Origin of the sequence: Micromonospora sp. MH99 (assembly GCF_021442385.1) — a bacterium.
Classification (GTDB): Bacteria; Actinomycetota; Actinomycetes; order Mycobacteriales; family Micromonosporaceae; genus Micromonospora.
The window spans coordinates 68,110-88,560 of record NZ_MUZA01000023.1; the positions used below are offsets into that span (position 1 = coordinate 68,110).

The following is a 20,451-nucleotide window of genomic DNA, read 5'->3' on the forward strand; positions in this document are numbered from 1 at the left end:
CGGCCCCACCCTACCCAGCCCTCCGCGCCCACCTCGGTGATCAAGAGGTTTGGGTCGGATCCGAGCCGGATTCTGACGCCAACCTCTTGATCAACTCGGGTCGACGGGTGGGGGTGGGGGTGCGGTTTCGGCGGCTCGGACGGCTTGGGCGTAGGCCAGGGTGGTTCGGCGCAGGGCCGCTTCGCTGTCGATTCCCGCCTCGCGGGCCGCGACGACTGTCGCCAGCAGACTCGCGCCCAGTCTCGCCTCGGCGTCCACCTGCGTGGCGACCGGCGGAAGCGGGGCCTCGATGCCGTTGCGGGTGGCGCGTTCCAGGATCTGCGCGGCCAGGGCCAGGGCAGGCTGGCTGAGCGCCACCCCGTCCAGGACGGAATCGCGCGCCTTCTCGACCCGCTTGATCCGCTCCCAGTTCGCGGTGATCTCCTCCAACGTGCCCGCCTCCGCGCCGGCGAAGACGTGCGGATTGCGCCGGATCATCTTGTCGACCAGGCCACCCGCCACGTCGTCGATGGTCCACCGCTCGCCCTCGGGCAACTCCTCCGCCAGCCGGGCGTGCAGCACCACCTGCAACAACACGTCGCCCAACTCCTCACGCAGCGAGTCGGTGTCGTCCTCGACCATCGCGTCGTACGCCTCGTAGCTCTCCTCCAGCAGATAGCCCGCGAGGCTGCGGTGCGTCTGCGCCCGTTTCCACGGGTCGCCGCCCGGCGAGGCCAGCCGGTCCAGCACGGCCACCGCGTCGAGCAGCCGGGCCCCCGGCGGGTCCCACGAGCCGTACATCAGCTCCAACTCGGCCAGCCCCGGCTCCCGGGCCAGCCGCAGACCCAACTCCCGGGCCAGGGTCTCATCGCCGGCCGGGCCGGCCAACCAGACCGCCGTACCGTGCGCCGCTACCGTGTCGAGCAGCGGCTGCGTCGCCGGGCCGTCCACGATCCGCACCTCGGCGCCCGCCTGCCGCACGGCCGTGGTCAACTCGCTCTCCGCACCGGCCAGGACCGGATGCTGGCGTACGACATCCCAGGCGGCCGAGGTCAGCAGGCCGGCCGGCAACCGGGGTGAGGTGACCAGCAGGACGATCCGTGCCGTCATGCTCAGCTGGCCGTGCCCTCGGCGTCCGGGTTCGCGCTCGACGGCACCGCGTCCGGGGTGGAGACGTCGGTGACCGTTCCGGAGCCCGCCTCGCCCAGCGGCACGCTCACCGCGGGAGCGTTGCCCTCGAAGGTCAGCACCGGGAACTCCAACGGCCGGTACCGGGGGTTGACTGTCACGTCGTGGCTCTCGACCGCCTCGACAAGCGCCCGGCGGGTCGCGAGCGCGGCGCGCAACTGGTCACGCGACTGCTCGCCGTCGAGCTGACGGGCGGCGTCCTCGTCGCTCACGTCGGCCGGGATCTTGGCGGCCTTGCGACCCGCCGCGACCACGTCGGCCAGCTCCTTGTCGGTCGGGGCGACCGCCTCACCGGACGGCACCCCGGACAGGCAGGTGTAGAGCTCGGCGACCGAGCGCGCGTACCGGGTCTCGGGCGCGAGCCCGAACTGCTGGGCGGCCTGCTCGGGCGACACCTGGGCGCGCGGCTGGTAGTTCTTCTCCCTGGACACCCGCCCGCACACCTCGCCGAGCACCAGCACGCTGGCCACCTCGGCCGGACCGGGCAGCGGCGGACGCGCGGCGGCGGACGGGTCGTCCGCCGGGGGCGTCGGGTTCTTCGCCCGCAGATCGTCCAGCATGGCGGTGACCGCATCCTGGGTGATGCGGTGGTCCCCGACATAGGCGGCGACACCAGGCTCGGCACGGCAACCGGAGAGGGCGACGATCCCGACCGCCACGGTGGCGGCGGCGACAAGACGGCGAGCACGCATGTCCGTCACTCTCTCACGCCAGCACCCGGCGCTGTGACGCCCCCCACCTCCACCCGTCGCGCTCGGCCCGGCGACTCCGACGCACCCGCACCGTCGGGGCGCCGTGCTCACCCGGCCGCGGCGACCAGCGGGGCAGGGGCGCCCAGCACGTCGGAGAGCAGTTGCGCGCACCACTCGAGCAGCGCCTGGTCGCGCAGCGGCTCGCCGCCGATCCGACGGGTGGTCGGTCGGGGCACGCTCACCTGGTCGGTGGCCTGCTTGTAGACCGCGTCCGGGTGGTATCGCTTGAGCCGCATCTGCTTCGAGTCGGGCAGCGGCAACGGCCCGAACCGGATGTGCTTGCCCTGCATCGTCACATCGCTCAGGCCGTACCGGCGGGCCAGCAGGCGGAACCGGGCCACCGCCACCAGGTTCTGCACCGGGGCCGGCGGCTCGCCGTACCGGTCGGTCATCTCGGCGACGACCTCGCGCAGACGCTCCTCGTCGCGTGCCTCGGCGAGCTTGCGGTACATCTCCAGGCGCAGCCGCTCCACGCTCACGTAGTCGTGCGGCAGGTGCGCGTCGATCGGCAGGTCGATCTTGACGTCGGTCTCCTCCTCCTGCCGCTCACCCTTGAACGCGGACACCGCCTCGCCGACCATGCGCACGTACAGGTCGAAGCCGACGCCCTCGATGTGCCCGGACTGCTCGCCGCCGAGCAGGTTGCCGGCGCCCCGGATCTCCAGGTCCTTCATGGCCACGTACATGCCGGCGCCCAGCTCGGTGTGCTGCGCGATGGTGGCCAGCCGCTCGTGGGCGTGCTCGGTGAGCGGCTTCTCCGGCGGGTAGAGGAAGTACGCGTACGCCCGCTCCCGCCCCCGGCCGACCCGGCCGCGGATCTGGTGCAGCTGGGCCAGGCCGAGCAGGTCGGCCCGCTCCACGATGAGAGTGTTGGCGTTCGGGATGTCGATGCCCGACTCGACGATCGTGGTGCAGACCAGGACGTCGAACTCCTTCTCCCAGAAGCCGACCATCACCTTCTCCAGGGCTTCCTCGCCCATCTGGCCGTGCGCCACCGCGACCCGCGCCTCGGGGACCAGCTCCCGCAGCCGCCGGGCCGCCCGGTCGATCGACTCGACCCGGTTGTGCAGGTAGAACACCTGCCCGTCGCGCAGCAGCTCGCGGTGAATGGACGCGGCGACCTGCCGGTCGTCCTGCGCGCCGACGAAGGTGAGCACCGGGTGCCGCTCCTCCGGCGGAGTGGCGATGGTGGACATCTCCCGGATGCCGGTGATCGCCATCTCCAGGGTGCGCGGGATCGGAGTGGCCGACATGCTCAGCACGTCGACCGAGGCGCGCAGCGTCTTCAGGTGCTCCTTGTGCTCGACACCGAAGCGCTGCTCCTCGTCGACGATCACCAGACCGAGCTGCTTGAACCGGGTCGCGGTCTGGAGCAGCCGGTGGGTGCCGATGACGATGTCGACGGTGCCGTCGGCGACCATCTCCAACGTCCGCTCGGTCTCCTTCGGGGTCTGGAACCGCGACAGCTGCCGGATCTGCACCGGGAACTGGCTCATCCGCTCCGCGAAGGTGTTGTAGTGCTGCTGCACCAGCAGCGTCGTCGGCACCAGCACCGCCACCTGCTTGCCGTCCTGCACGGCCTTGAACGCCGCCCGGACCGCGATCTCGGTCTTGCCGTAGCCGACGTCACCGCAGATCAGCCGGTCCATCGGGACGGTCTGTTCCATGTCCCGCTTGACCTCGTCGATAGCGGCGAGCTGGTCCGGCGTCTCCTGCCAGGGGAAGGCGTCCTCCAACTCCCGCTGCCACGGCGTGTCCGGGCCGAACGAGTGGCCCTTGGACGCCTTGCGGGCGGCGTACAGCTGGATGAGCTGGGCGGCGATCTCCCGGACCGCCTTGCGGGCGCGGGCCTTGGACTTCTGCCAGTCCGAGCCGCCCATCTTGTGCAGCGTCGGCTGCTCGCCGCCCACGTAGCGGGAGAGCTGGTCGAGCTGGTCGGTCGGGACGAACAGCCGGTCGCCGGGCTGGCCACGCTTGCTGGCCGCGTACTCGATGACCAGGTATTCCCGGCTCGCGCCGTTGACTGTGCGCTGCACCAGCTCGACGTAGCGGCCGATGCCGTGCTGCTCGTGCACCACGAAGTCGCCGGCCTTGAGCTCCAGCGGGTCGATGGTGTTGCGCCGGCGGCTCGGCATCTTGCGCATGTCCCGCGTCGAGGTGCCCCGACCGCCGGTGACGTCGTCGCCGGTGAGCAGCACGAAACGGGACGCCTCGTCGACGAACCCACTGCCCAGCGCGCCGCAGGTGACGACCATCTCGCCGGGGGCGGGCGCGGTCGGCACCTCCTCGGTGAGCCGGGCGCCCAGCCCGGCGTCGCGCAGCACCTCCACCGCCCGCTGGGCGGGGCCGTGCCCCTCGAAGACCAGCGCGATCGACCAGCCCTCGCCGGCCCAGCGCTTGAGGTCGTCGACCACCCGCGCGGTCTCGCCGTGGTACAGCGGGGCCGGCTGCGCGGCGAGGGTCACCGCGATGGCGTCGTCGGGGGTCACGCTGGCCTGCTCGGGCGCGTCCTCCCAGGGCTGCCGTGTCTCGGCGGTCTCCGCTTCGACCAGGCCGAACGGGGACAGCGTCCACCACGGCTGGCGGAGGGTGGCCGCGGTGGCGCGGACCTCGCCCAGGGTGCGGAAGGCGGCGGCGCCGACGTCCACCGGGGCCTGGCCACCGACCGCGGCGGCGGCCCAGCTGGCCTGCAAGAACTCCTCCGACGTACGCACCAGATCGTGCGCCCTCGTGCGGATGCGCTCCGGGTCGCACAGCAGGACGTGGGTGCCGGCCGGCATGGCGTCCAGCAGCAGCTCCAGCGAGTCGGGGCCGACCAGCACCGGAGCCAGCGACTCCATCCCCTCCACCGGGATGCCCTCGGCAAGCTTGTCCAGGATCTCGGCCAGCTCAGGGTGCTGCTCGGCGAGCGCGGCGGCCCGCTCGCGCACCGCAGGGGTGAGCAGCAGCTCACGGCAGGGCGGCGCCCAGAGCAGCGGAACCTGCTCGATGGTCCGCTGGTCGGCGACGGCGAAGGTGCGGATCTCCTCCACCTCGTCGCCCCAGAACTCCACCCGCGACGGGTGCTCGTCGGTGGGCGGGAAGACGTCCAGGATCCCGCCGCGCACCGCGAACTCGCCGCGCTTGGTGACCAGGTCGACCCGGGCGTACGCCATGTCGGTCAGCCGGCGGGCGACCTCTTCCAGGTCCGCCTCCTCGCCGGCGGCGAGCTGCACCGGCTCCAGGTCGCCGAGGCCCTTGAGCTGTGGTTGCAGCAGTGAACGGACGGGCGCCACGACCACCCGCAGCGGCCCGGTGCCGCCGTGCGCGTCGGTCGACTCGGGGTGCGCGAGGCGGCGCAGCACGGCCAGCCGGCGGCCCACCGTGTCGGAGCGTGGGGACAGTCGCTCGTGCGGCAGCGTCTCCCAGGAGGGGAAGACCACCACCTGCTCCGGCGGCAGCAGCGCGCCCAGCGCGGCGGCCAGGTCGTCGGCCTCCCGGGTGGTGGCGGTCACCGCCAGCACGGGCCGCCCGGCCCCGCCACCGGTGCCGTCGGGGTCGGCCGCTACGGCGGCCACCGCGAAGGGACGCAGTGCGGCGGGAGCGGTGATGTCGAGGCCGTCAACCTGGGCGGCACCGGAGCGCGCCAGGTCACGCGCCCGGGTCAGCCCGGGGTCGGCCAGAGCGGCGGAGAACAGACCGGTGAGCAAGGGAATCCTTCCAGGGGAGTCGGCGCACACCACTTGGGCCCCTCGTCCAGCCGGACGGGGGGTGCACGCCAACCAGCCTATCCCCGCGCACCGACACCCACCCCGTTCCGCCCAGGTCGCGTCGCCCGCGCCCCTGGCCCGCGCGCCCGACCCAGGTCCGCACCCCGGCACGGGTCCGCCCCTTCGCAGCCCCTCTCGTCCCAAGATCCGCACAACATCGGGGAAGTTGCTGCCTCCGGAGCGCGGGAGGCAGCAACTTCCCTGATGTTGCGCGGATCTTGCGGGGTTGGAAGCGTCCTCGGCCGTCCCGGAGCGCGGACACGCCGTCGCGCGGGGGTGATGGGGCGCGCTGCCGCCTTGCACGGGGCGACACCGACCAAGATCGTGCTCGATCCAGGATGTAGTGGTCTCGAATCCGTCGGATCGCACTCTTTCCTGTATCGAGCACGATCTTGGCCACCTGGACGACGCCGACCACAGGCAGCCGACCACAGGCCACCCACGCCGCAAAAAGATCTTGACCGGCGCCGGCAGGCGTGGTCGGGTTTCGGGATGAGTGAGCAGTGGCGCGCACAGTTCGACGCGGAGGTGAGCTTCGCCAACGGCGGCGGGCTGCGCACGGAGGGGTTCCGGCTGGACATTCCGGGTCGGGAGATCACCGACGACGATCTGGCGGCGTTGTTCGTCCGCCACCTCGGGCTGCTGATGGTCGCCGAGGTCTGGATCAGCGCGAAGACGATCATCGAGGAGCCGCACAAGGGCGGTCGGGGCGTCGGCGTCGAGGAGTCCGGCGCCGATCGTCGGCTGGTCGAGCTGAGCCACGTGATCCGCGACGGGATGACCACACTGCCGGGGTGGACCGCTCCGAGGATCGCCGACTGGTTGACCTTCGCGGAATCCCGCGAGCGGTACGCGCCGGGCACCGAGTTCCACGTGGCCCGGATCGACATGATCGCCAACACCGGCACGTACGTGGACACTCCCGCCCACCGCTGGTCCGGCGGCGACGACCTGACCGGGGTGTCCCTGGACCGCCTCGCCGACCTGCCCGGGTTGCTGGTACGCGTACCGGCCGGCACCCGAGCCGTGGACCGGCTGATGCTGGCTCCGTACGAGGTGGCCGGGCGCGCGGTGCTGCTGCACACCGGGTGGGACGTGCACTTCGGCACCGAGCGGTACGGCGCACCCGAGGCGCCGTACCTGACCGGGGACGCCGCGCAGGCGTTGGTCGACGCCGGCGCGGCACTGGTCGGTATCGACTCGATCAACATCGACGACATGAGCCCGGCGGCCGGAGGCGTACGCCCCGCGCACAGCACGCTGCTCGCCGCCGGCGTCCCGATCGTGGAGCACCTGACCGGCCTGGGCGCGCTGCCGCCGAGCGGGTTCCGCTTCACCGCGGCCCCACCGATGGTGGCCGGCATGGGCACCTTCCCGGTCCGCGCCTTCGCCGTTGTCAGTCCCTGATCCACGCCAACTCGCCGACCCCGCCGACCCCGGGATCGAGCCGACCGACGCGGAACCGAGCCGGTCGGCCACAGCCGACCAGGTGGGCCGGCACGGGCCGGCACAGGCCAGCACGGACCGGCACAGGCCAGCACGGACCGGCACAGGCCAGCACGGGCCAGCACGGACCCACAGAGCCGCTGCGGAGCGACCCGTCGCTCGGGGTGGACCAGGGGTTGGTGAGTGACCAGAATCGAGCCGGGTAGTGCGAGATCGCCGTGCAAGGGGGGACGATGCCCGCTGAGGGAGTCGGCAGTGATCCGCGTCGTCGTACCACGCCGGCCCGGTGGCGGGTGCTGGGGCATCCGGACGGAATGCTGATCTACCAGGTGCGCTGCATCGTGGAGAACCACGGCTGGACGGAGACTGTCGCGGAGGACCGGCACAAGGTCATCCTGGGGCGTTCCGGGGCGTACCGGCGCCGGCTCAACGGGCGGGTCGAGGTCTCCGACGCCACGTCGATGCTGCTGACCCGGCCCGGCGACGAGATGGCGGTGGCGCACCCGTTCGGCTGCGGTGACTCGTACACCTGCCTGGAGATTGATTCGGCGGTGCTGGCGCAGCGGCCGGACGCGGAGCGCTGGATGGACCGGGCCGGCTGGGCCGGCACCTCGGACGCCACGCTGGACCTGGCGCACCGTCTGCTGGTGGCCGAGTTCCGGCGCGGGCTGGACGGGTTCGAGATGGCCGAGCGGCTCCAGCGGTTCCTGGCCCGCCTGCTGAGCCACAGCGCCCTCACCTCCAACGGCGAGAACGGCGAGGACGGCGCGGTGGAGCGGGCGGTCCGCCGCCGGCCGGCGACGCTCGCCGCGCACCGGCGGCTCGCCGACCGGGCCCGGGAGGTGCTGGCCAACTCGGGGTTCACGATGGGCCTTGACGAGGTGGCCCGGGAGGTGGGCAGCTCACCGCACCACCTCAGCCGGGTGTTCCAGCGGATGACCGGCAGCAGCCTGACCGCCTACCGCAACCGGCTGCGGGTGCGTGCGGTGCTGGACACCCTCGCCGAGCCCGACGGCCGCCCGCTCGGCGCGCTCGCCAGCGAGTACGGCTTCGCCGACCAGGCACACCTGACCCGGGTGGTCCGCGAGCAGGTGGGTCACCCTCCGGCCAGGCTGCGCCGCCTGCTCACCGCGACCCGCGAGGACCCGGGCGCGACAGCCTGAGCCCGGAGGTGGGCGGAGGTGCCGCACGGGGGGCGTACGGCACCTCCTTCGGGCACGCCCGAAGCGGCCCGCGACAGGTCCGGTCGAGGCGTCGGACCCCCCCGAACAGGCCCGCATCCCCCGATCCGGCCACCTTTGCGGGGTGGCTTCCGGACCAACGGAGACCATCCTCCCGAGCGGCCCCCGGGACGGTCTTGAAGAAAATTGCTCACCTTCGCCGCTCGCCGCGAAATGCCGTGAACAGGGCGAATGTCGCCCTAGGCTGATCTGGTGGACGAGGCGCCGGAGGTCCGGGTACGCGACTGGCTCCCCCGCACCGCAGGCCTCCTGCTCGGCACCCTCGCGCTGGCCACCGCCTTCATCGCCGCGTACGTCGGCGCCCTGCACCAGCCCCACCCCCGGGACGTGCCGGTCGGCGTGGCGACGAGCGACCAGGCCGCCCGCACGGTCCTGGCCGCCGTCCGCGACCGGACCGACAGGATCAAAGCCATCGAGTACGCGGACCCGGGCGCCGCCGACGACGGCCTGACCGGCCGCGAGGTGTACGCGGTGCTCAGCTCCGCCCCCGACGGCGGGCTCGTCCTGACCACCGCCAGCGCCGGCGCACCGTCCGCCACCGACCTGGTCACCCAGGTGCTCACCAGCGCCGCCCAGCAGGCCCGACTGCCGCTGCGGGTGACCGACGAGGTGCCGGTCGCCGCCACCGACCCCCGCGGCCTGGTCCCCTTCTACCTGGCCATCGGGTACGTCCTCGGCGGATACCTGGCCTCGACGGTGCTCGGCGTCTCCGCCGGCACCGCCCCGCGCACCCTGCGCCGCGCGGGACTGCGCATCGGGGCGCTCGCCGTCTACAGCGTGGCGCTCGGCATCGTCGGGGCGGTGATCGTCGGCCCGGTGCTGGACGTCTGGCACCACGACCTGCCGGCGGTCGCCGGCGCCGGGATGCTGGCCGCGTTCGCCGCCGCGATGGTCGCCGCGGCGGTCCAGGGCTGGCTGGGCGTCCTCGGCACCGGGCTGGTCATCCTGTTGCTGGTGGTGCTCGGCAACCCGGGCTCCGGTGGCATCTACGCTCCCGAGTTCCTGCCCACCTGGCTGCGCGGAATGCACCTGTGGAACGTGCCCGGCCTGGCCACCGACCTGATCAAGTCAGCCGTGTACTTCGACAGGCGCTCGATCGGCTGGCCGGTGACCGGTCTGGTGCTCTGGGCGGTGCTCGCGCTGGCCGCCCTGCTCGGCGCGACCCGGGTGCGGGGGCGTCGGGCGACCGCCGGCGCAAGACCCTGAAGTGATCTCCGGGGTGTTCCGTGTCACGACGCGGCATGCGGAGAGCCCCTCCTGCCAGCCGGCCCGACGTGGATACCATCCAGGGAGTCGGACAGCGCTGTCCTTCGTACTCACGTAAGGAGCGCATCGTGACCGACCAGCACGACCACGACGGCCCGGACGCCGCGCTGCGCGCTGACATCCGCCGACTCGGCACCCTCCTCGGCCAGACCCTGGCCCGCCAGGAGGGCCGCCCGCTGCTCGACCTCGTCGAGGAGATCCGCGCCCAGGTCCGCTCCGACGTCCCGGCCGCCGCCGAGCGACTCGGCGGGCTCGACGTGACCACCGGCACCAAGCTGGCCCGCGCCTTCTCCACCTACTTCCACCTGGCCAACATCACCGAGCAGGTGCACCGCGCCCGGGACCTGCGTCGCCGTCGCGCCGTGCAGGGCGGCTGGCTGGACCAGGCGGCCAAGATGATCGCCGAGCGGGGGGTGCCGGCCGAGGAGATCGCCGCCGCGGCCCGCCGGCTGGCGGTCCGCCCGGTCTTCACCGCCCACCCGACCGAGGCGGCCCGCCGCTCGATCCTGTCCAAGCTGCGCGCCATCGCCGACGAGCTGGACACCGAGACCGCCAACGCGATCCTCTACGGCGCCAGCGACGAGGGCCCGGCCAACCGCCGGCTGGCCGAGTTGCTGGACCTGATGTGGCAGACCGACGAGCTGCGGCTCGACCGGCCCGACCCGACCGACGAGGCCCGCAACGCCATCTACTACCTGCGCGACCTGTACGCCGAGGCCGCCCCGCAGGTGCTCGACGACCTGGCCGACACGCTGCGCACCCTCGGCGTGGAGACGTCGCCGACGGCCCGCCCGCTGAGCTTCGGCACCTGGATCGGCGGCGACCGGGACGGCAACCCGTTCGTCACCCCGGCGGTCACCCGCGAGGTGCTGACCATCCAGCACGAGCACGGCATCGCGGCCACCGAGAAGGCGATGGACCACCTGATCAACGAGGTGTCGGTGTCCCGCCGACTGCGCGGGGTGTCGCTGGACCTCTCCGCCAGCCTCGCCGCCGACCTCGACGCGCTGCCCGAGGTGGCACCCCGGTTCCGTCGGGTCAACGCCGAGGAGCCGTACCGGCTCAAGGCCCGCTGCGTGAAGGCGAAGCTGGCCAACACCCGCCAGCGGCTCCGCCAGGGCACCGCCCACGTTCCGGGCCGCGACTACCGCGGCTCCGCCGAGCTGATCGCCGACCTGGACCTGCTGCGCGCCTCACTGGCCCGCAACTCCGGGCAGCTCACCGCCGTCGGCCGACTCGCCTCCACTATCCGGACGGTCTCGGCGTTCGGCCTGCACCTGGCGACGATGGACGTGCGGGAGCACGCCGAGAAGCACCACGAGGTGCTCACCCAGCTCTACGAGGCGGTCGGCGAGGTGCCCGACTACCCGGCGTTGAGCCGGTTGGAGCGCACCAAGCTGCTCGCCGACGAGCTGACCGGCCGGCGGCCGCTGTCCACCCTGGACACCCCGCTGACCGAGTCGGCCCGCAAGACGTTCGACGTGTTCAGCACGATCCGCGAGGCGCAGGACCGGTTCGGCGCGGAGGTCATCGAGTCGTACATCATCTCGATGACCCTCGGCGTGGACGACGTGCTCGCCGCAGTGGTGCTCGCCCGCGAGGCTGGGCTGGTCGACGTGCACAGCGGCCGGGCGCGGATCGGCTTCGTGCCGCTGCTGGAGACCCCGGGCGAGCTGAACGCCGGCGGGGAGATCCTCGACGAACTGCTGTCGCTGCCCGCGTACCGGGCGCTCGTCGCGGCCCGGGGCGACGTGCAGGAGGTCATGCTCGGCTACTCCGACTCCAACAAGGAGGCCGGGATCACCACCAGCCAGTGGTCGATCCACCGGGCCCAGCGCGCGCTGCGTGACGTGGCCGCCCGGCACGGCGTACGCCTGCGGCTGTTCCACGGTCGTGGCGGCACCGTCGGTCGCGGCGGCGGCCCGACGCACGAGGCGATCCTGGCGCAGCCGTACGGCACGCTGGACGGCGCGATCAAGGTGACCGAGCAGGGCGAGGTGATCTCCGACAAGTACACCCTGCCCTCGCTGGCGCGGGAGAACCTGGAGCTGACCCTCGCCGCCGTGCTCCAGGCGACGCTCCTGCACACCGCGCCCCGGCAGCCGGCCGAGATGCTGGAACGCTGGGACGCGACCATGGACGTGGTCTCCGAGTCGGCGTTCCGGTCGTACCGGTCGCTCGTCGAGGACCCGGACCTGCCGGCGTACTTCTGGGCGTCCACCCCCACCGAGCTGCTCGGTGCGCTGAACATCGGCTCCCGGCCGGCGAAGCGCCCCAACACGGGCGCCGGGCTCTCCGGGCTGCGGGCCATCCCGTGGGTGTTCGGCTGGACGCAGACCCGGCAGATCGTGCCGGGCTGGTTCGGCGTCGGCTCCGGCCTGGCCGCCGCCCGGGAGGCCGGTCTGGCGGACGTGCTCGCCGAGATGCACCGCAACTGGCACTTCTTCCGCACGTTCCTGTCGAACGTCGAGATGATGCTGACCAAGACCGACCTCAGCATCGCCCGCCGGTACGTCGAGACCCTCGTGCCGAAGAAGCTGCACCCGATCTTCGAGCAGATCGAGCAGGAGTACGAGCTGACCAAGCGCGAGGTGCTGGCGGTCACCGCCTCCCCCGCCCTGCTGGAGAACTCGCCGGTGCTCCAGCGCACCCTGGCCGTCCGGGACACCTACCTGGAGCCGCTGCACCACCTCCAGGTGGCGCTGCTGCGCCAGTACCGGGAATCCGGCGCGGCCGGCCGTGCGGTGGCCACCGCCCCGGGTGGCCGACGCGCCCCGAGCGACGGCACGGCCCTGGAGCGGGCACTGCTCACCACGGTGAACGGCATCGCCGCCGGCATGCGCAACACCGGCTGATCAGGCGGCACGGCAACGGGCCCCGGTCACCACGACCGGGGCCCGTTCCGCATGCTCAGCCAGCGGTGCTCACCAGTCGCCGCCGCCGAAGTCACCACCGCCGAAGTCGCCGCCACCGAAGTCGCCGCCACCGAAACCGCCGCCGCCGAAGTCACCGCCGGCATAGTCGCCGCCGCCGAAGTTGCCAGCCTGGTCGCCGCCACCGAAGTCGCCGCCCTGGTCGCCGAAGTCGCCGCCCTGGTCGCCGGCATCGCCGCCCTGGTCACCGGCGTAGTCGGCGCCGTCACCGAAGCCCTCCTGGTAGCCCTCGTCGTACCCGTAGCCCGGGTCGGCGAAGGCCGGCGAGAACAGCGCGTCAGCGATCAACATGCCGCCGAGCACGCCGGCCCCCGCGCCCAACGCGGTCTTCCACCACGGCGTCGAATACCAGCCCGCCGGCACCGGCCGACCCTGGTAGCGGCCACCGGGGTAGTAGTACGGCGTCTGCCGACCGGGCTGCGGGCCGGCCCGGAAGGTCTGCCCCTGCACGTCGACCTCGCGCTCCTTGGTGAGCTGCCCGACGCCCCGCGCGGCGGCCAGCGCCGGCACCTCGGGGCCGGGATCGATCCCCAGCGCGGTCCGCGCCGCCCGGATGTACGCCAGTCCCTCCAGCGCGGTCTCCCGGGCGAGCGCGAACTGGTGCGGCGTACGCGCCTGGTCCAACTGCGAACCCGCCGCGTTGTACCGCTCACCGGCGTCGGCCAGCGCCTGGCGGACCGCCGGCTCGTCGCCCTGAAGGGTCAACAGCTGACCACCGAGGCGCTCGTACCAGCGGTGCGCCTCGGCGCGGGCGTCGCCCAGCTCCGTGCGCCGGCGGGCGGTGCCCTGGGCACGGATGAGCGCCGCGGCACCGAGCGCGCCGACCAGCACGATCGCGAGGCACAGCACAAGTTCCATGTCATCGAACGTACCCCCGGGTGTCACGTCGTACCCGTCTGGCAAGCTCCGGTGATGGACGTCTCGACGCTGCTGGTGGTGATCGTGTGCCTCGGTGCCGGCGGGGCGGTGGGCTGGCTCGCGGCCCGGTCCCGGTCGGCGGCCGACATCGCCAGGCTGGATGCCACCCTGACGGCGACCCGGGAGGGCGAGGGGCGGCTGGAGCAGTCCATGCGGGCGTTGAGCTACGAGGCCACCGCGCAGTCGCAGGAGGCGGTGGCCCGTGCCGTGGCGCCGCTGCACGACAGCCTGCGCCGCTACGAGCAGCGGGTCGCCGAGTTGGAGCACGACCGGGTCGACGCGTACGCCGAGCTGCGCGAGCAGGTCCGCTCGATGAACGCGGTCTCCGGTGAGCTGCGCACCGAGACCAAGCAGCTGGTCGCCGCGCTGCGCGCGCCACAGGTGCGGGGCCGCTGGGGCGAGCACCAGCTGCGCCGGATCGTCGAGGCGGCCGGCATGCTGGAGCACTGCGACTTCTCCGAGCAGGTCACGGCCGCCACCGACGACCAGGTCGTCCGCCCGGATCTGGTGGTCCGCCTGCACGGGGGCCGGTCGGTGGTGGTGGACGCGAAGGCGCCGTTCGACGCGTACCTCACCGCCATGGAGGCCCGCGACGAGCGTGGCCGGGACACCTACCTCGACGCCCACGCCCGCCACCTGCGCGGGCACGTCGACGCCCTGGCCGCGAAGTCGTACTGGTCGGCGTTCGACAGCTCACCCGAGTTCGTGGTCCTGTTCGTGCCCGCCGACCCGTTCCTCGACGTCGCGCTCCAACGCGACCCGACGCTGTTGGAGCACGCGTTCGCCCGCAACGTGGTGCTGGCCACGCCGGCCACCCTGGTCGCCCTGCTCCGCACGGTGGCCTACTCGTGGCGGCAGGAGGCCCTGGCCCGCAACGCCGTGGCGGTGCACACCCTCGCCCGGGAGCTGTACGGCCGGCTCTCCACCCTCGGTGACCACGTGGGCAAGCTCGGCTCGTCGCTGGCCGGCGCGGTGACCGCGTACAACAGGGCGGTCGGCTCGCTGGAGGCGCGGGTGCTGGTCAGCGCCCGCAAGCTCGCCGAGCTGGGCGTCTCCGACGACGAGCTGGCGACGCCCGCGCAGATCGAGCTGACTCCCCGCCAGCCCCAGGCGCCGGAGCTGCTGGACGACGCCGACCGCTGACCGCCCGCCTGTTCCTAGCGGCGGTTGGCGCTCTCGACGACGAAGGGCGTGCCCTGCTGGCAGGTGGTCATCATGCCGGTCTCGACCCGGCCGGTGACCGTGACCCGGGTGCCGGCGGCCAGCACGTCCCGCGGGCCGCCCACCAGCAGATAGCCGTCGAGGAGCAGGCAGTTCGGCTCCACCCCGGCGGTGATCGTGCCGGTGAGTTCGGTGGCGCCGACCGGCGGCGGGACGGTGGGCCCGCCCGGCGACTTGAGCGGGCCCGAGGGCGTGATCGCCGGTGCGGGACTGCTGGGCGACGCCGGAGTGGGTTGCCCAGCAGTTGCCGACGGCGCTCCGGGGGTGGTGGAGCCGTCCGTCCCCCCGCAGGCGCTCAGCGCCGCGAGGGCGACCAGGGCGGGGACGACGAGCCGAAGGGTCCTCATGCCGCCTTCGACGCACCGGGACCGCGTGGCGTTCCCACAGTGATTCGCCGCCTGATCACCGGCGGCACGGCGTGCCCGCCGTGCCCCGGCGCCCGAACGTCTTCAGCCGCGGCTCGCGGCGGCCTTCATGTCCCGCTTCAGCTCCTGCGGAAGCGAGAAGGTCAGCCGCTCGTTGGCGGTGGTGATCTCCTCGACGTCGTCGAACCCGCGTGCGGCCAGGTGCGTCAGCACATCGTTGACCAGATCCTCCGGGACGCTGGCCCCGGAGGACACCCCGACCGTGCGGGCGTCGGCCAGCCAGGCGTCGTCGATCTCGTGGGCGAAGTCGACCAGGTGACCGGCGCGGGCGCCGGCGTCCAGGGCAACCTCGACCAGCCGGACCGAGTTGGAGGAGTTCGTCGAGCCGACGACGATCACCACGTCGCACTCGGGGGCGATCTCCTTGACGACGTGCTGCCGGTTGGACGTGGCGTAGCAGATGTCGTCGCTGGGCGGGGACTGCAGCAGCGGCAGCCGGGTCTTGAGCCGGGCGACGGTCTCCAGCGTCTCGTCCACCGAGAGCGTGGTCTGGGAGAGCCAGACGACCTTCTCCGGGTCACGAACGGTGATCTTGTCGACGCCGTCCGGGCCGTCCACGAGCTGGATGTGCGCGGGAGCCTCACCGGCGGTGCCGATGACCTCCTCGTGCCCCTCGTGGCCGATCAGCAGAATGTCGTAGTCCTCGGCGGCGAAGCGCTTCGCCTCCTGGTGCACCTTGGTGACCAGCGGGCAGGTCGCGTCGATGGCCTTCAACGAGCGCTCCCGGGCCTGCTCGTAGACCTCGGGCGCCACGCCGTGCGCCGAGAAGATGACTGTGGCGCCCTCGGGCACCTCCTCGTTCTCCTCCACGAAGATCGCGCCCTGGGCCTCCAGCGTCTGCACGACGTGCTTGTTGTGCACGATCTGCTTACGCACGTAGATCGGGGCGCCGTAGAGCTTCAGCGCCTCCTCGACGGTCTGCACGGCGCGATCCACACCCGCGCAGTAGCCGCGGGGCTTGGCCAGGAGCACGCGCTTGCCGGTCCGGAGATCAGTCACCCCCCCATCGTACGTGCCGGCTCTCCCACCGGCACCGGGCGACGACCCCACCCCCCACCCTGCGCTGATCATGAAGTTATTGCCCCGACACGCCGGCGCGGAGGGCAACAACTTCATGATCGACGGTCCAGATGGGCTGGGTCGTAGGGTGGGCGGGTGACTGAGGGTGGGGCGCGAGCGGGGAGCGGCGGGGCCAGTAGCGCGGAGGAGCCTTGGCCGGTTCGGGTCGTTTCGCAGAAGGTCGGGGCGTGGATCGCCAAGCTCGGCTGGGTGTGGGTGGACGGGCAGGTCGCGCAGATCAGCCGCCGTCCCGGGGCCACCACGGTCTTTCTGACCCTGCGTGACCCGTCCGCCGACCTGAGCCTGACCGTCACCACCAACCGTGACGTGCTGGACGCCGGTGCGCCGGAGCTGCGCGAGGGCGCCCGCGTGGTGCTGCACGCCAAGCCGGAGTTCTACGCCGCGCGGGGCACGCTGAGCCTGCGCGCCGACGAGATCCGGCAGGTGGGGCTCGGTGAGCTGCTGGCTCGGCTGGAGAAGCTCAAGAAGCTGCTCGCCGCCGAGGGGTTGTTCGACCGGGCGCGCAAGCGCCGGCTGCCGTTCCTGCCCGGCCGGATCGGGCTGATCACCGGCCGCGCGTCGGCCGCTGAGCGGGACGTGCTGACGAACGCCCGTCGGCGCTGGCCGGCCGTGGAGTTCCGGACGGTGAACGTGGCAGTGCAGGGCCCGTCCGCCGTGCCGCAGATCGTCGACGCGCTCAAGGTCCTGGACGCCGACCCGAGCATCGATGTGATCATCATCGCGCGGGGCGGTGGCGGCATCGAGGATCTGCTGCCCTTCTCCGACGAGGCGCTCTGCCGGGCCGTGTTCGGCTGCCGTACGCCGGTGGTCAGCGCGATCGGCCACGAGACGGACGCGCCGCTGATCGACTACGTCGCCGACCTGCGGGCCTCCACCCCGACCGACGCGGCCAAGCGGGTGGTCCCCGACCTCACCGAGGAGGTACGCCTCATCGGTCAGGCCCGGCACCGACTCGAGCGGGCGGTCCGCAACCTGGTCGACCGGGAGTCCCACCGCCTCGACAGTCTGCGGTCCCGGCCGGTGCTGGCCCGGCCGCAGGTGATGGTGGAGCAGCGCGCGACCGAGCTGGCCGCCCTGCGCCAGCGCGCCGGCCGCTGCCTGGACCACCGGCTCGCCGGCGCCGACGACGATCTGCGGCACACCCTGGCCCGGCTGCGCGCCCTGTCCCCCGCCGCCACCCTCGACCGGGGGTACGCGATCGTGCAACGCGCCGACGGTCACGTGGTGCGGGCGGCGGCCGAGGTCGCCAAGGGTGACCCGCTGCGGGTCCGCCTCGCCGACGGTGAGCTCGCCGCGACGGTCGACGGCGCAGTGGCGACGCGGTGACCCGGACAGGGGTGTGCTGAGATGGACGCGATGACTGACGACACGAAGGCCGGGCCGGACGAGCGGCTCAGCTACGAGCAGGCCCGCGCCGAACTGGCCTCGGTGGTCGAGCGGCTGGAGGCCGGCGGCACGTCCCTGGAGGAGTCGCTGGCGCTCTGGGAGCGCGGCGAGGCGCTGGCGGTGATCTGCCAGCGCTGGCTGGACGGCGCTCGGGCGCGGATCGACGCCGCGCGGCAGGACCCCGCGTCCTGATCACGGGTGGGGCGGCCGGAGCCGCCCCACCCGCGTACGACGGTCAGCTGAACAGGCTGTAGAGCTCGGCCGGGGCCTCGACGACCTGGTCCGCCGGCGGCTTCTGCGCTGCGGTGGCGGAACCGTAGTCGGAGTACGTCATCTTGATCTCCTGGGCGGCGGTCTGCCCGGCGGCCGGGAGTTGCAGCACCAGCTCGCTGAGCCGGCCCTGCGTGTCCACCTTCGCGGTGAACGGAACCGTCTTGGCCTGGGTGCCCAACGCGGCGATCGTGGCGGCGTTCAGCGACCCGGCCTCGGCGGCCTTGGTGACGTCGATGGTGCCGGCGTACGTGCCGGTGCCGGTGCTGCGGACCTCGGTGATGCCCTGGGTCAGCACGGCGCTGCCGGCCGGGTCGACCTTCTCGAAGTCGAAGCCGAGGTTCTTGTTGCCCTTGATGCGGGCCTGGTCGAGGTGCTGGTACTTGCCGAGGTTGAGCTGCTTGATGGCGGGCAGGCTGTCGGCGGTGGGGCCGGTCAGCTCCAGCTTCACCCAGCTGTCCGGCTTGAAGTGGATCACGTCGAGCTTCATCGCCAGGTCGGAGGAGGGGCCGCCGATGGAGATCTTCATCGCGGCACTCTGACTCGGCTGGTGCACCAGCCCTTCGGCGACCGAGCCGGCGCCGGAGAGGCTGAACCGGAAGTTGCCGTTGCTGATCTCCTTGGTGGAATCCAGCAGCGCCTGCTTGGCGTCGCCCGCCACGGGCGTGCCGCCGGACGCGCTGGGCACGCCGGACGCGCTCACGGTGGGGGACGCGGTCGATCCGGCGGTGCCGGTCGTACCGCCGGCGCAGGCGGCCAGGGCGGGCGTGAACAGGGCGGCGGCTACCAGGCCGGCACCGAGTCGTCGAACAGTCATACGTGTCTCCCAAGGGGGTCACCCGACGACCTGGTCGGCGCCGGAAACCGGGCGACGCGGCAGCCCTTCGGCCACGTCGCGCGATCCGGGACGAGCGGCACGCCCGGATCACTCCCTCTTTGTTCCCCGTCGACGCGTCGAACAATCACCCTTATCGTCCGGTTGCTCGCGCCAACCTGCCCCGAAATGCAGGATCGGGGTGGCCCAGGGCCACCCCGATCCGTCGTGCCGACCTACTTGAACATCTCGTACGTCTCGGCCGAGGCCTCGACGACCTTGTCCGCCGACGGCTTCTTCGCGCCGGTGCCGGTGCCGTAGCCCGAGTACGCGATCTTGACGTCGTGCGCGGCGGTCTCGCCGGCGGCCGGCACCGAGATGACCAGCTCGGTGAGGCGGCCCTGCGGGTCCAGCTTGGCGGTGAACGGCAGCGCCTTGGCCTGCGCGCCCAGCGCGGTGACGACGTCCTCGTCGAGAGCGACCGAGTCGGTGGAGGCGCTGATGTCGATCTTGCCGGCGTACGTGCCCTCGCCGGTCTTCTGCACGTCGGTCACGCCCTTGACCAGCGTCTCGCTGTCGATCGGGTCAAGCGTCTCCGGGTCGAGCTGGAGGTCCTTGATGCCCTTGACCTTGGTCTTGTCGAGGTGCTGGTACTTGCCCTTGTTCTTCGCCAGCTCGGGGACCATGGCGGCCATGGCACCGCCGATGTCCATCTTCACCCAGCTCTCCGAGTCGATGTAGATGAGGTCCATCTCCATCGACACGTCCTGGGAGGCGTCACCCAGCTTCATGGTCAGCTGCGCGCTGTTGCTGGGCTTGTGCACCAGGCCGCCGCCGGTCAGGTCGGCGCCCGTCAGGGTGAAGGTGAAGTCGCCCTTGGCCGCCTCCTTCGTGGAGGCGAGCAGCGCCTCCTTCGGGTCGGCCGGCACCGCCGGCGCGGACGGGCTGGGTGCAGCGGCCGGCTCCGCAGCGTCGGACTTGCACGCGGCCAGGCCGGGGATGAGCAGGGCGGCGGCGAGGAAGCCGAAGCTCCACCGTCGAATGTTCACTGAGATCTCACTTCACGAAGATGGACATGGCCCGGCCGCAGTGTGCGGACCGGACCGAGCCGAGGGAGCGTAACGGATACGCCCCCAGCGTCGCGGGGGGCGTATCGATGTCGGACTGTCAGCGCAGCGCGCCGGCGAGTTCGCGCAGCTCGTTGTCCCGGGCGTCACCGACGACGAGCACCGTGCGGGCCGGTTCCAGCAGCACCAGCGCCTGCTGGTTCCCCCGGGCCGTGTAGCGCTGCCAGGTGCGCCCGGCCAGCTCTGTCGGGCCCTGCGGCTGACTCTGGTCGGTCAGCTCGGCGGGGAGCAGTTTTTCCGCCGGCACGTTGCTCTGCAGCAGCTGGACACCCCGCCCCTCCGGCGTGAGGTAGCCGATCCGCAGGTTCGCGCCGCCCTCGACGGTCTGGTAGCGGGCGCTGACCGTACGCCAGCCGGAGCCCAGCCCCTGCGGCTCGCTGACCGGGAAGGTGTTCGCCGACCGCGCCTGCTCGATCGCCGGGGCCGCATCGACAGTGGTGGCCTGATCGCCGCCGAGGAAACCCCGGTAGAACGCCAGCAGCAGCGCGATCGGGATCAGCAGCACCAGCAGCGAGATCGCCATGTCCTTGGGCGACCGCTCGGCCTTGGTCGCCGCCGCGGCCACCCGTGGCGGCGGCGCGGACCGCTCACCGGTCCCCGTGGCGTCGCCGGGCCCACCGGCGGCCGCACCCGGCCGGGCGGCCGAAGGCCGCGGC

Annotated in this window: 16 protein-coding genes; 7 read left to right on the plus strand and 9 right to left on the minus strand. The window is 72.6% G+C overall.

Annotated features, from left to right (window positions below):
• Positions 1-90: 90 nt before the first annotated feature.
• From B0E54_RS14835 to mfd, 3 genes are all read right to left on the minus strand, one after another.
• Positions 91-1,089 carry a nucleoside triphosphate pyrophosphohydrolase gene (locus B0E54_RS14835; protein ID WP_234584110.1) on the minus strand — a complete coding sequence of 333 codons (999 nt, stop codon included), beginning with the start codon at positions 1,087-1,089 and terminating at the stop codon, positions 91-93.
• A gap of 2 nt (positions 1,090-1,091) precedes the next feature.
• Positions 1,092-1,859, minus strand: coding sequence for a hypothetical protein (locus B0E54_RS14840; RefSeq protein WP_234584111.1), 768 nt, complete (start codon positions 1,857-1,859; stop codon positions 1,092-1,094).
• Between the two features lie 107 nt (positions 1,860-1,966).
• The gene (gene mfd, locus B0E54_RS14845) at positions 1,967-5,608 is read right to left on the minus strand and encodes a transcription-repair coupling factor (protein WP_234584112.1); all 3,642 of its coding nucleotides are present in this window, start codon (positions 5,606-5,608) and stop codon (positions 1,967-1,969) included.
• Positions 5,609-6,160: 552 nt separating this feature from the next.
• Here mfd and B0E54_RS14850 point away from each other — a divergent pair.
• The 4 genes from B0E54_RS14850 (at position 6,161) to ppc (ending at position 12,476) form a co-directional block, all read left to right on the plus strand.
• On the plus strand, positions 6,161-7,075 hold the full coding sequence (locus tag B0E54_RS14850; RefSeq protein ID WP_234584113.1) for a cyclase family protein: 915 nt from the start codon (positions 6,161-6,163) through the stop codon (positions 7,073-7,075).
• 272 nt (positions 7,076-7,347) lie between these two features.
• Positions 7,348-8,277 carry an AraC family transcriptional regulator gene (locus B0E54_RS14855; RefSeq protein WP_234584114.1) on the plus strand — a complete coding sequence of 310 codons (930 nt, stop codon included), beginning with the start codon at positions 7,348-7,350 and terminating at the stop codon, positions 8,275-8,277.
• Positions 8,278-8,547: 270 nt separating this feature from the next.
• Positions 8,548-9,561 carry a hypothetical protein gene (locus B0E54_RS14860; RefSeq protein WP_234584115.1) on the plus strand — a complete coding sequence of 338 codons (1,014 nt, stop codon included), beginning with the start codon at positions 8,548-8,550 and terminating at the stop codon, positions 9,559-9,561.
• Positions 9,562-9,689: 128 nt separating this feature from the next.
• Positions 9,690-12,476: a phosphoenolpyruvate carboxylase gene (gene ppc / locus B0E54_RS14865; RefSeq protein WP_234584116.1), complete on the plus strand. Its 2,787-nt coding sequence runs from the start codon at positions 9,690-9,692 to the stop codon at positions 12,474-12,476.
• A gap of 69 nt (positions 12,477-12,545) precedes the next feature.
• Here ppc and B0E54_RS14870 read toward each other — a convergent pair whose 3' ends face one another.
• Positions 12,546-13,412, minus strand: coding sequence for a hypothetical protein (locus tag B0E54_RS14870; protein WP_234584117.1), 867 nt, complete (start codon positions 13,410-13,412; stop codon positions 12,546-12,548).
• Between the two features lie 54 nt (positions 13,413-13,466).
• On the opposite strand from B0E54_RS14870, the gene B0E54_RS14875 reads away from it, so the two are divergent.
• Positions 13,467-14,615 carry a DNA recombination protein RmuC gene (locus B0E54_RS14875; RefSeq protein WP_234584118.1) on the plus strand — a complete coding sequence of 383 codons (1,149 nt, stop codon included), beginning with the start codon at positions 13,467-13,469 and terminating at the stop codon, positions 14,613-14,615.
• A gap of 14 nt (positions 14,616-14,629) precedes the next feature.
• On the opposite strand, the gene B0E54_RS14880 is transcribed toward B0E54_RS14875, so the two are convergent.
• Together B0E54_RS14880 and B0E54_RS14885 are read right to left on the minus strand one after the other, a co-directional pair.
• Complete coding sequence (locus B0E54_RS14880; protein WP_234584119.1) at positions 14,630-15,040, minus strand: hypothetical protein; 411 nt, start codon at positions 15,038-15,040, stop codon at positions 14,630-14,632.
• Positions 15,041-15,142: 102 nt separating this feature from the next.
• Complete coding sequence (locus tag B0E54_RS14885) at positions 15,143-16,189, minus strand: 4-hydroxy-3-methylbut-2-enyl diphosphate reductase (RefSeq protein ID WP_234584120.1); 1,047 nt, start codon at positions 16,187-16,189, stop codon at positions 15,143-15,145.
• Positions 16,190-16,273: 84 nt separating this feature from the next.
• On the opposite strand from B0E54_RS14885, the gene xseA reads away from it, so the two are divergent.
• Together xseA and B0E54_RS14895 are read left to right on the plus strand one after the other, a co-directional pair.
• Positions 16,274-17,524 carry an exodeoxyribonuclease VII large subunit gene (xseA, locus tag B0E54_RS14890; RefSeq protein ID WP_234584121.1) on the plus strand — a complete coding sequence of 417 codons (1,251 nt, stop codon included), beginning with the start codon at positions 16,274-16,276 and terminating at the stop codon, positions 17,522-17,524.
• A 30-nt stretch (positions 17,525-17,554) separates the two neighbouring features.
• Positions 17,555-17,776 (plus strand): exodeoxyribonuclease VII small subunit, encoded by a 222-nt coding sequence (locus tag B0E54_RS14895; protein WP_234584122.1) that lies wholly within the window; start codon positions 17,555-17,557, stop codon positions 17,774-17,776.
• Between the two features lie 43 nt (positions 17,777-17,819).
• Here B0E54_RS14895 and B0E54_RS14900 read toward each other — a convergent pair whose 3' ends face one another.
• From B0E54_RS14900 to B0E54_RS14910, 3 genes are all read right to left on the minus strand, one after another.
• Entirely contained in the window at positions 17,820-18,671 is an 852-nt protein-coding gene (locus tag B0E54_RS14900; protein ID WP_234584123.1) for a hypothetical protein, read from the minus strand.
• A gap of 233 nt (positions 18,672-18,904) precedes the next feature.
• Complete coding sequence (locus B0E54_RS14905; protein ID WP_234584124.1) at positions 18,905-19,717, minus strand: hypothetical protein; 813 nt, start codon at positions 19,715-19,717, stop codon at positions 18,905-18,907.
• Positions 19,718-19,835: 118 nt separating this feature from the next.
• The coding region (locus tag B0E54_RS14910; protein WP_234584125.1) for a DUF4245 domain-containing protein at positions 19,836-20,451 on the minus strand (616 nt) is incomplete at its 5' end.

Excerpts from the sequence above, each read along its gene's own strand:
- B0E54_RS14835 (WP_234584110.1), bottom strand. The coding sequence starts at position 1,089 with ATGACGGCACGGATCGTCCTGCTGGTCACCTCACCCCGGTTGCCGGCC.
- B0E54_RS14840 (WP_234584111.1), bottom strand. The coding sequence starts at position 1,859 with ATGCGTGCTCGCCGTCTTGTCGCCGCCGCCACCGTGGCGGTCGGGATC.
- B0E54_RS14850 (WP_234584113.1), top strand. The coding sequence starts at position 6,161 with ATGAGTGAGCAGTGGCGCGCACAGTTCGACGCGGAGGTGAGCTTCGCC.
- B0E54_RS14855 (WP_234584114.1), top strand. The coding sequence starts at position 7,348 with ATGCCCGCTGAGGGAGTCGGCAGTGATCCGCGTCGTCGTACCACGCCG.
- B0E54_RS14870 (WP_234584117.1), bottom strand. The coding sequence starts at position 13,412 with ATGGAACTTGTGCTGTGCCTCGCGATCGTGCTGGTCGGCGCGCTCGGT.
- B0E54_RS14875 (WP_234584118.1), top strand. The coding sequence starts at position 13,467 with ATGGACGTCTCGACGCTGCTGGTGGTGATCGTGTGCCTCGGTGCCGGC.
- B0E54_RS14880 (WP_234584119.1), bottom strand. The coding sequence starts at position 15,040 with ATGAGGACCCTTCGGCTCGTCGTCCCCGCCCTGGTCGCCCTCGCGGCG.
- B0E54_RS14885 (WP_234584120.1), bottom strand. The coding sequence starts at position 16,189 with ATGATCAGCGCAGGGTGGGGGGTGGGGTCGTCGCCCGGTGCCGGTGGG.
- B0E54_RS14895 (WP_234584122.1), top strand. The coding sequence starts at position 17,555 with ATGACTGACGACACGAAGGCCGGGCCGGACGAGCGGCTCAGCTACGAG.
- B0E54_RS14900 (WP_234584123.1), bottom strand. The coding sequence starts at position 18,671 with ATGACTGTTCGACGACTCGGTGCCGGCCTGGTAGCCGCCGCCCTGTTC.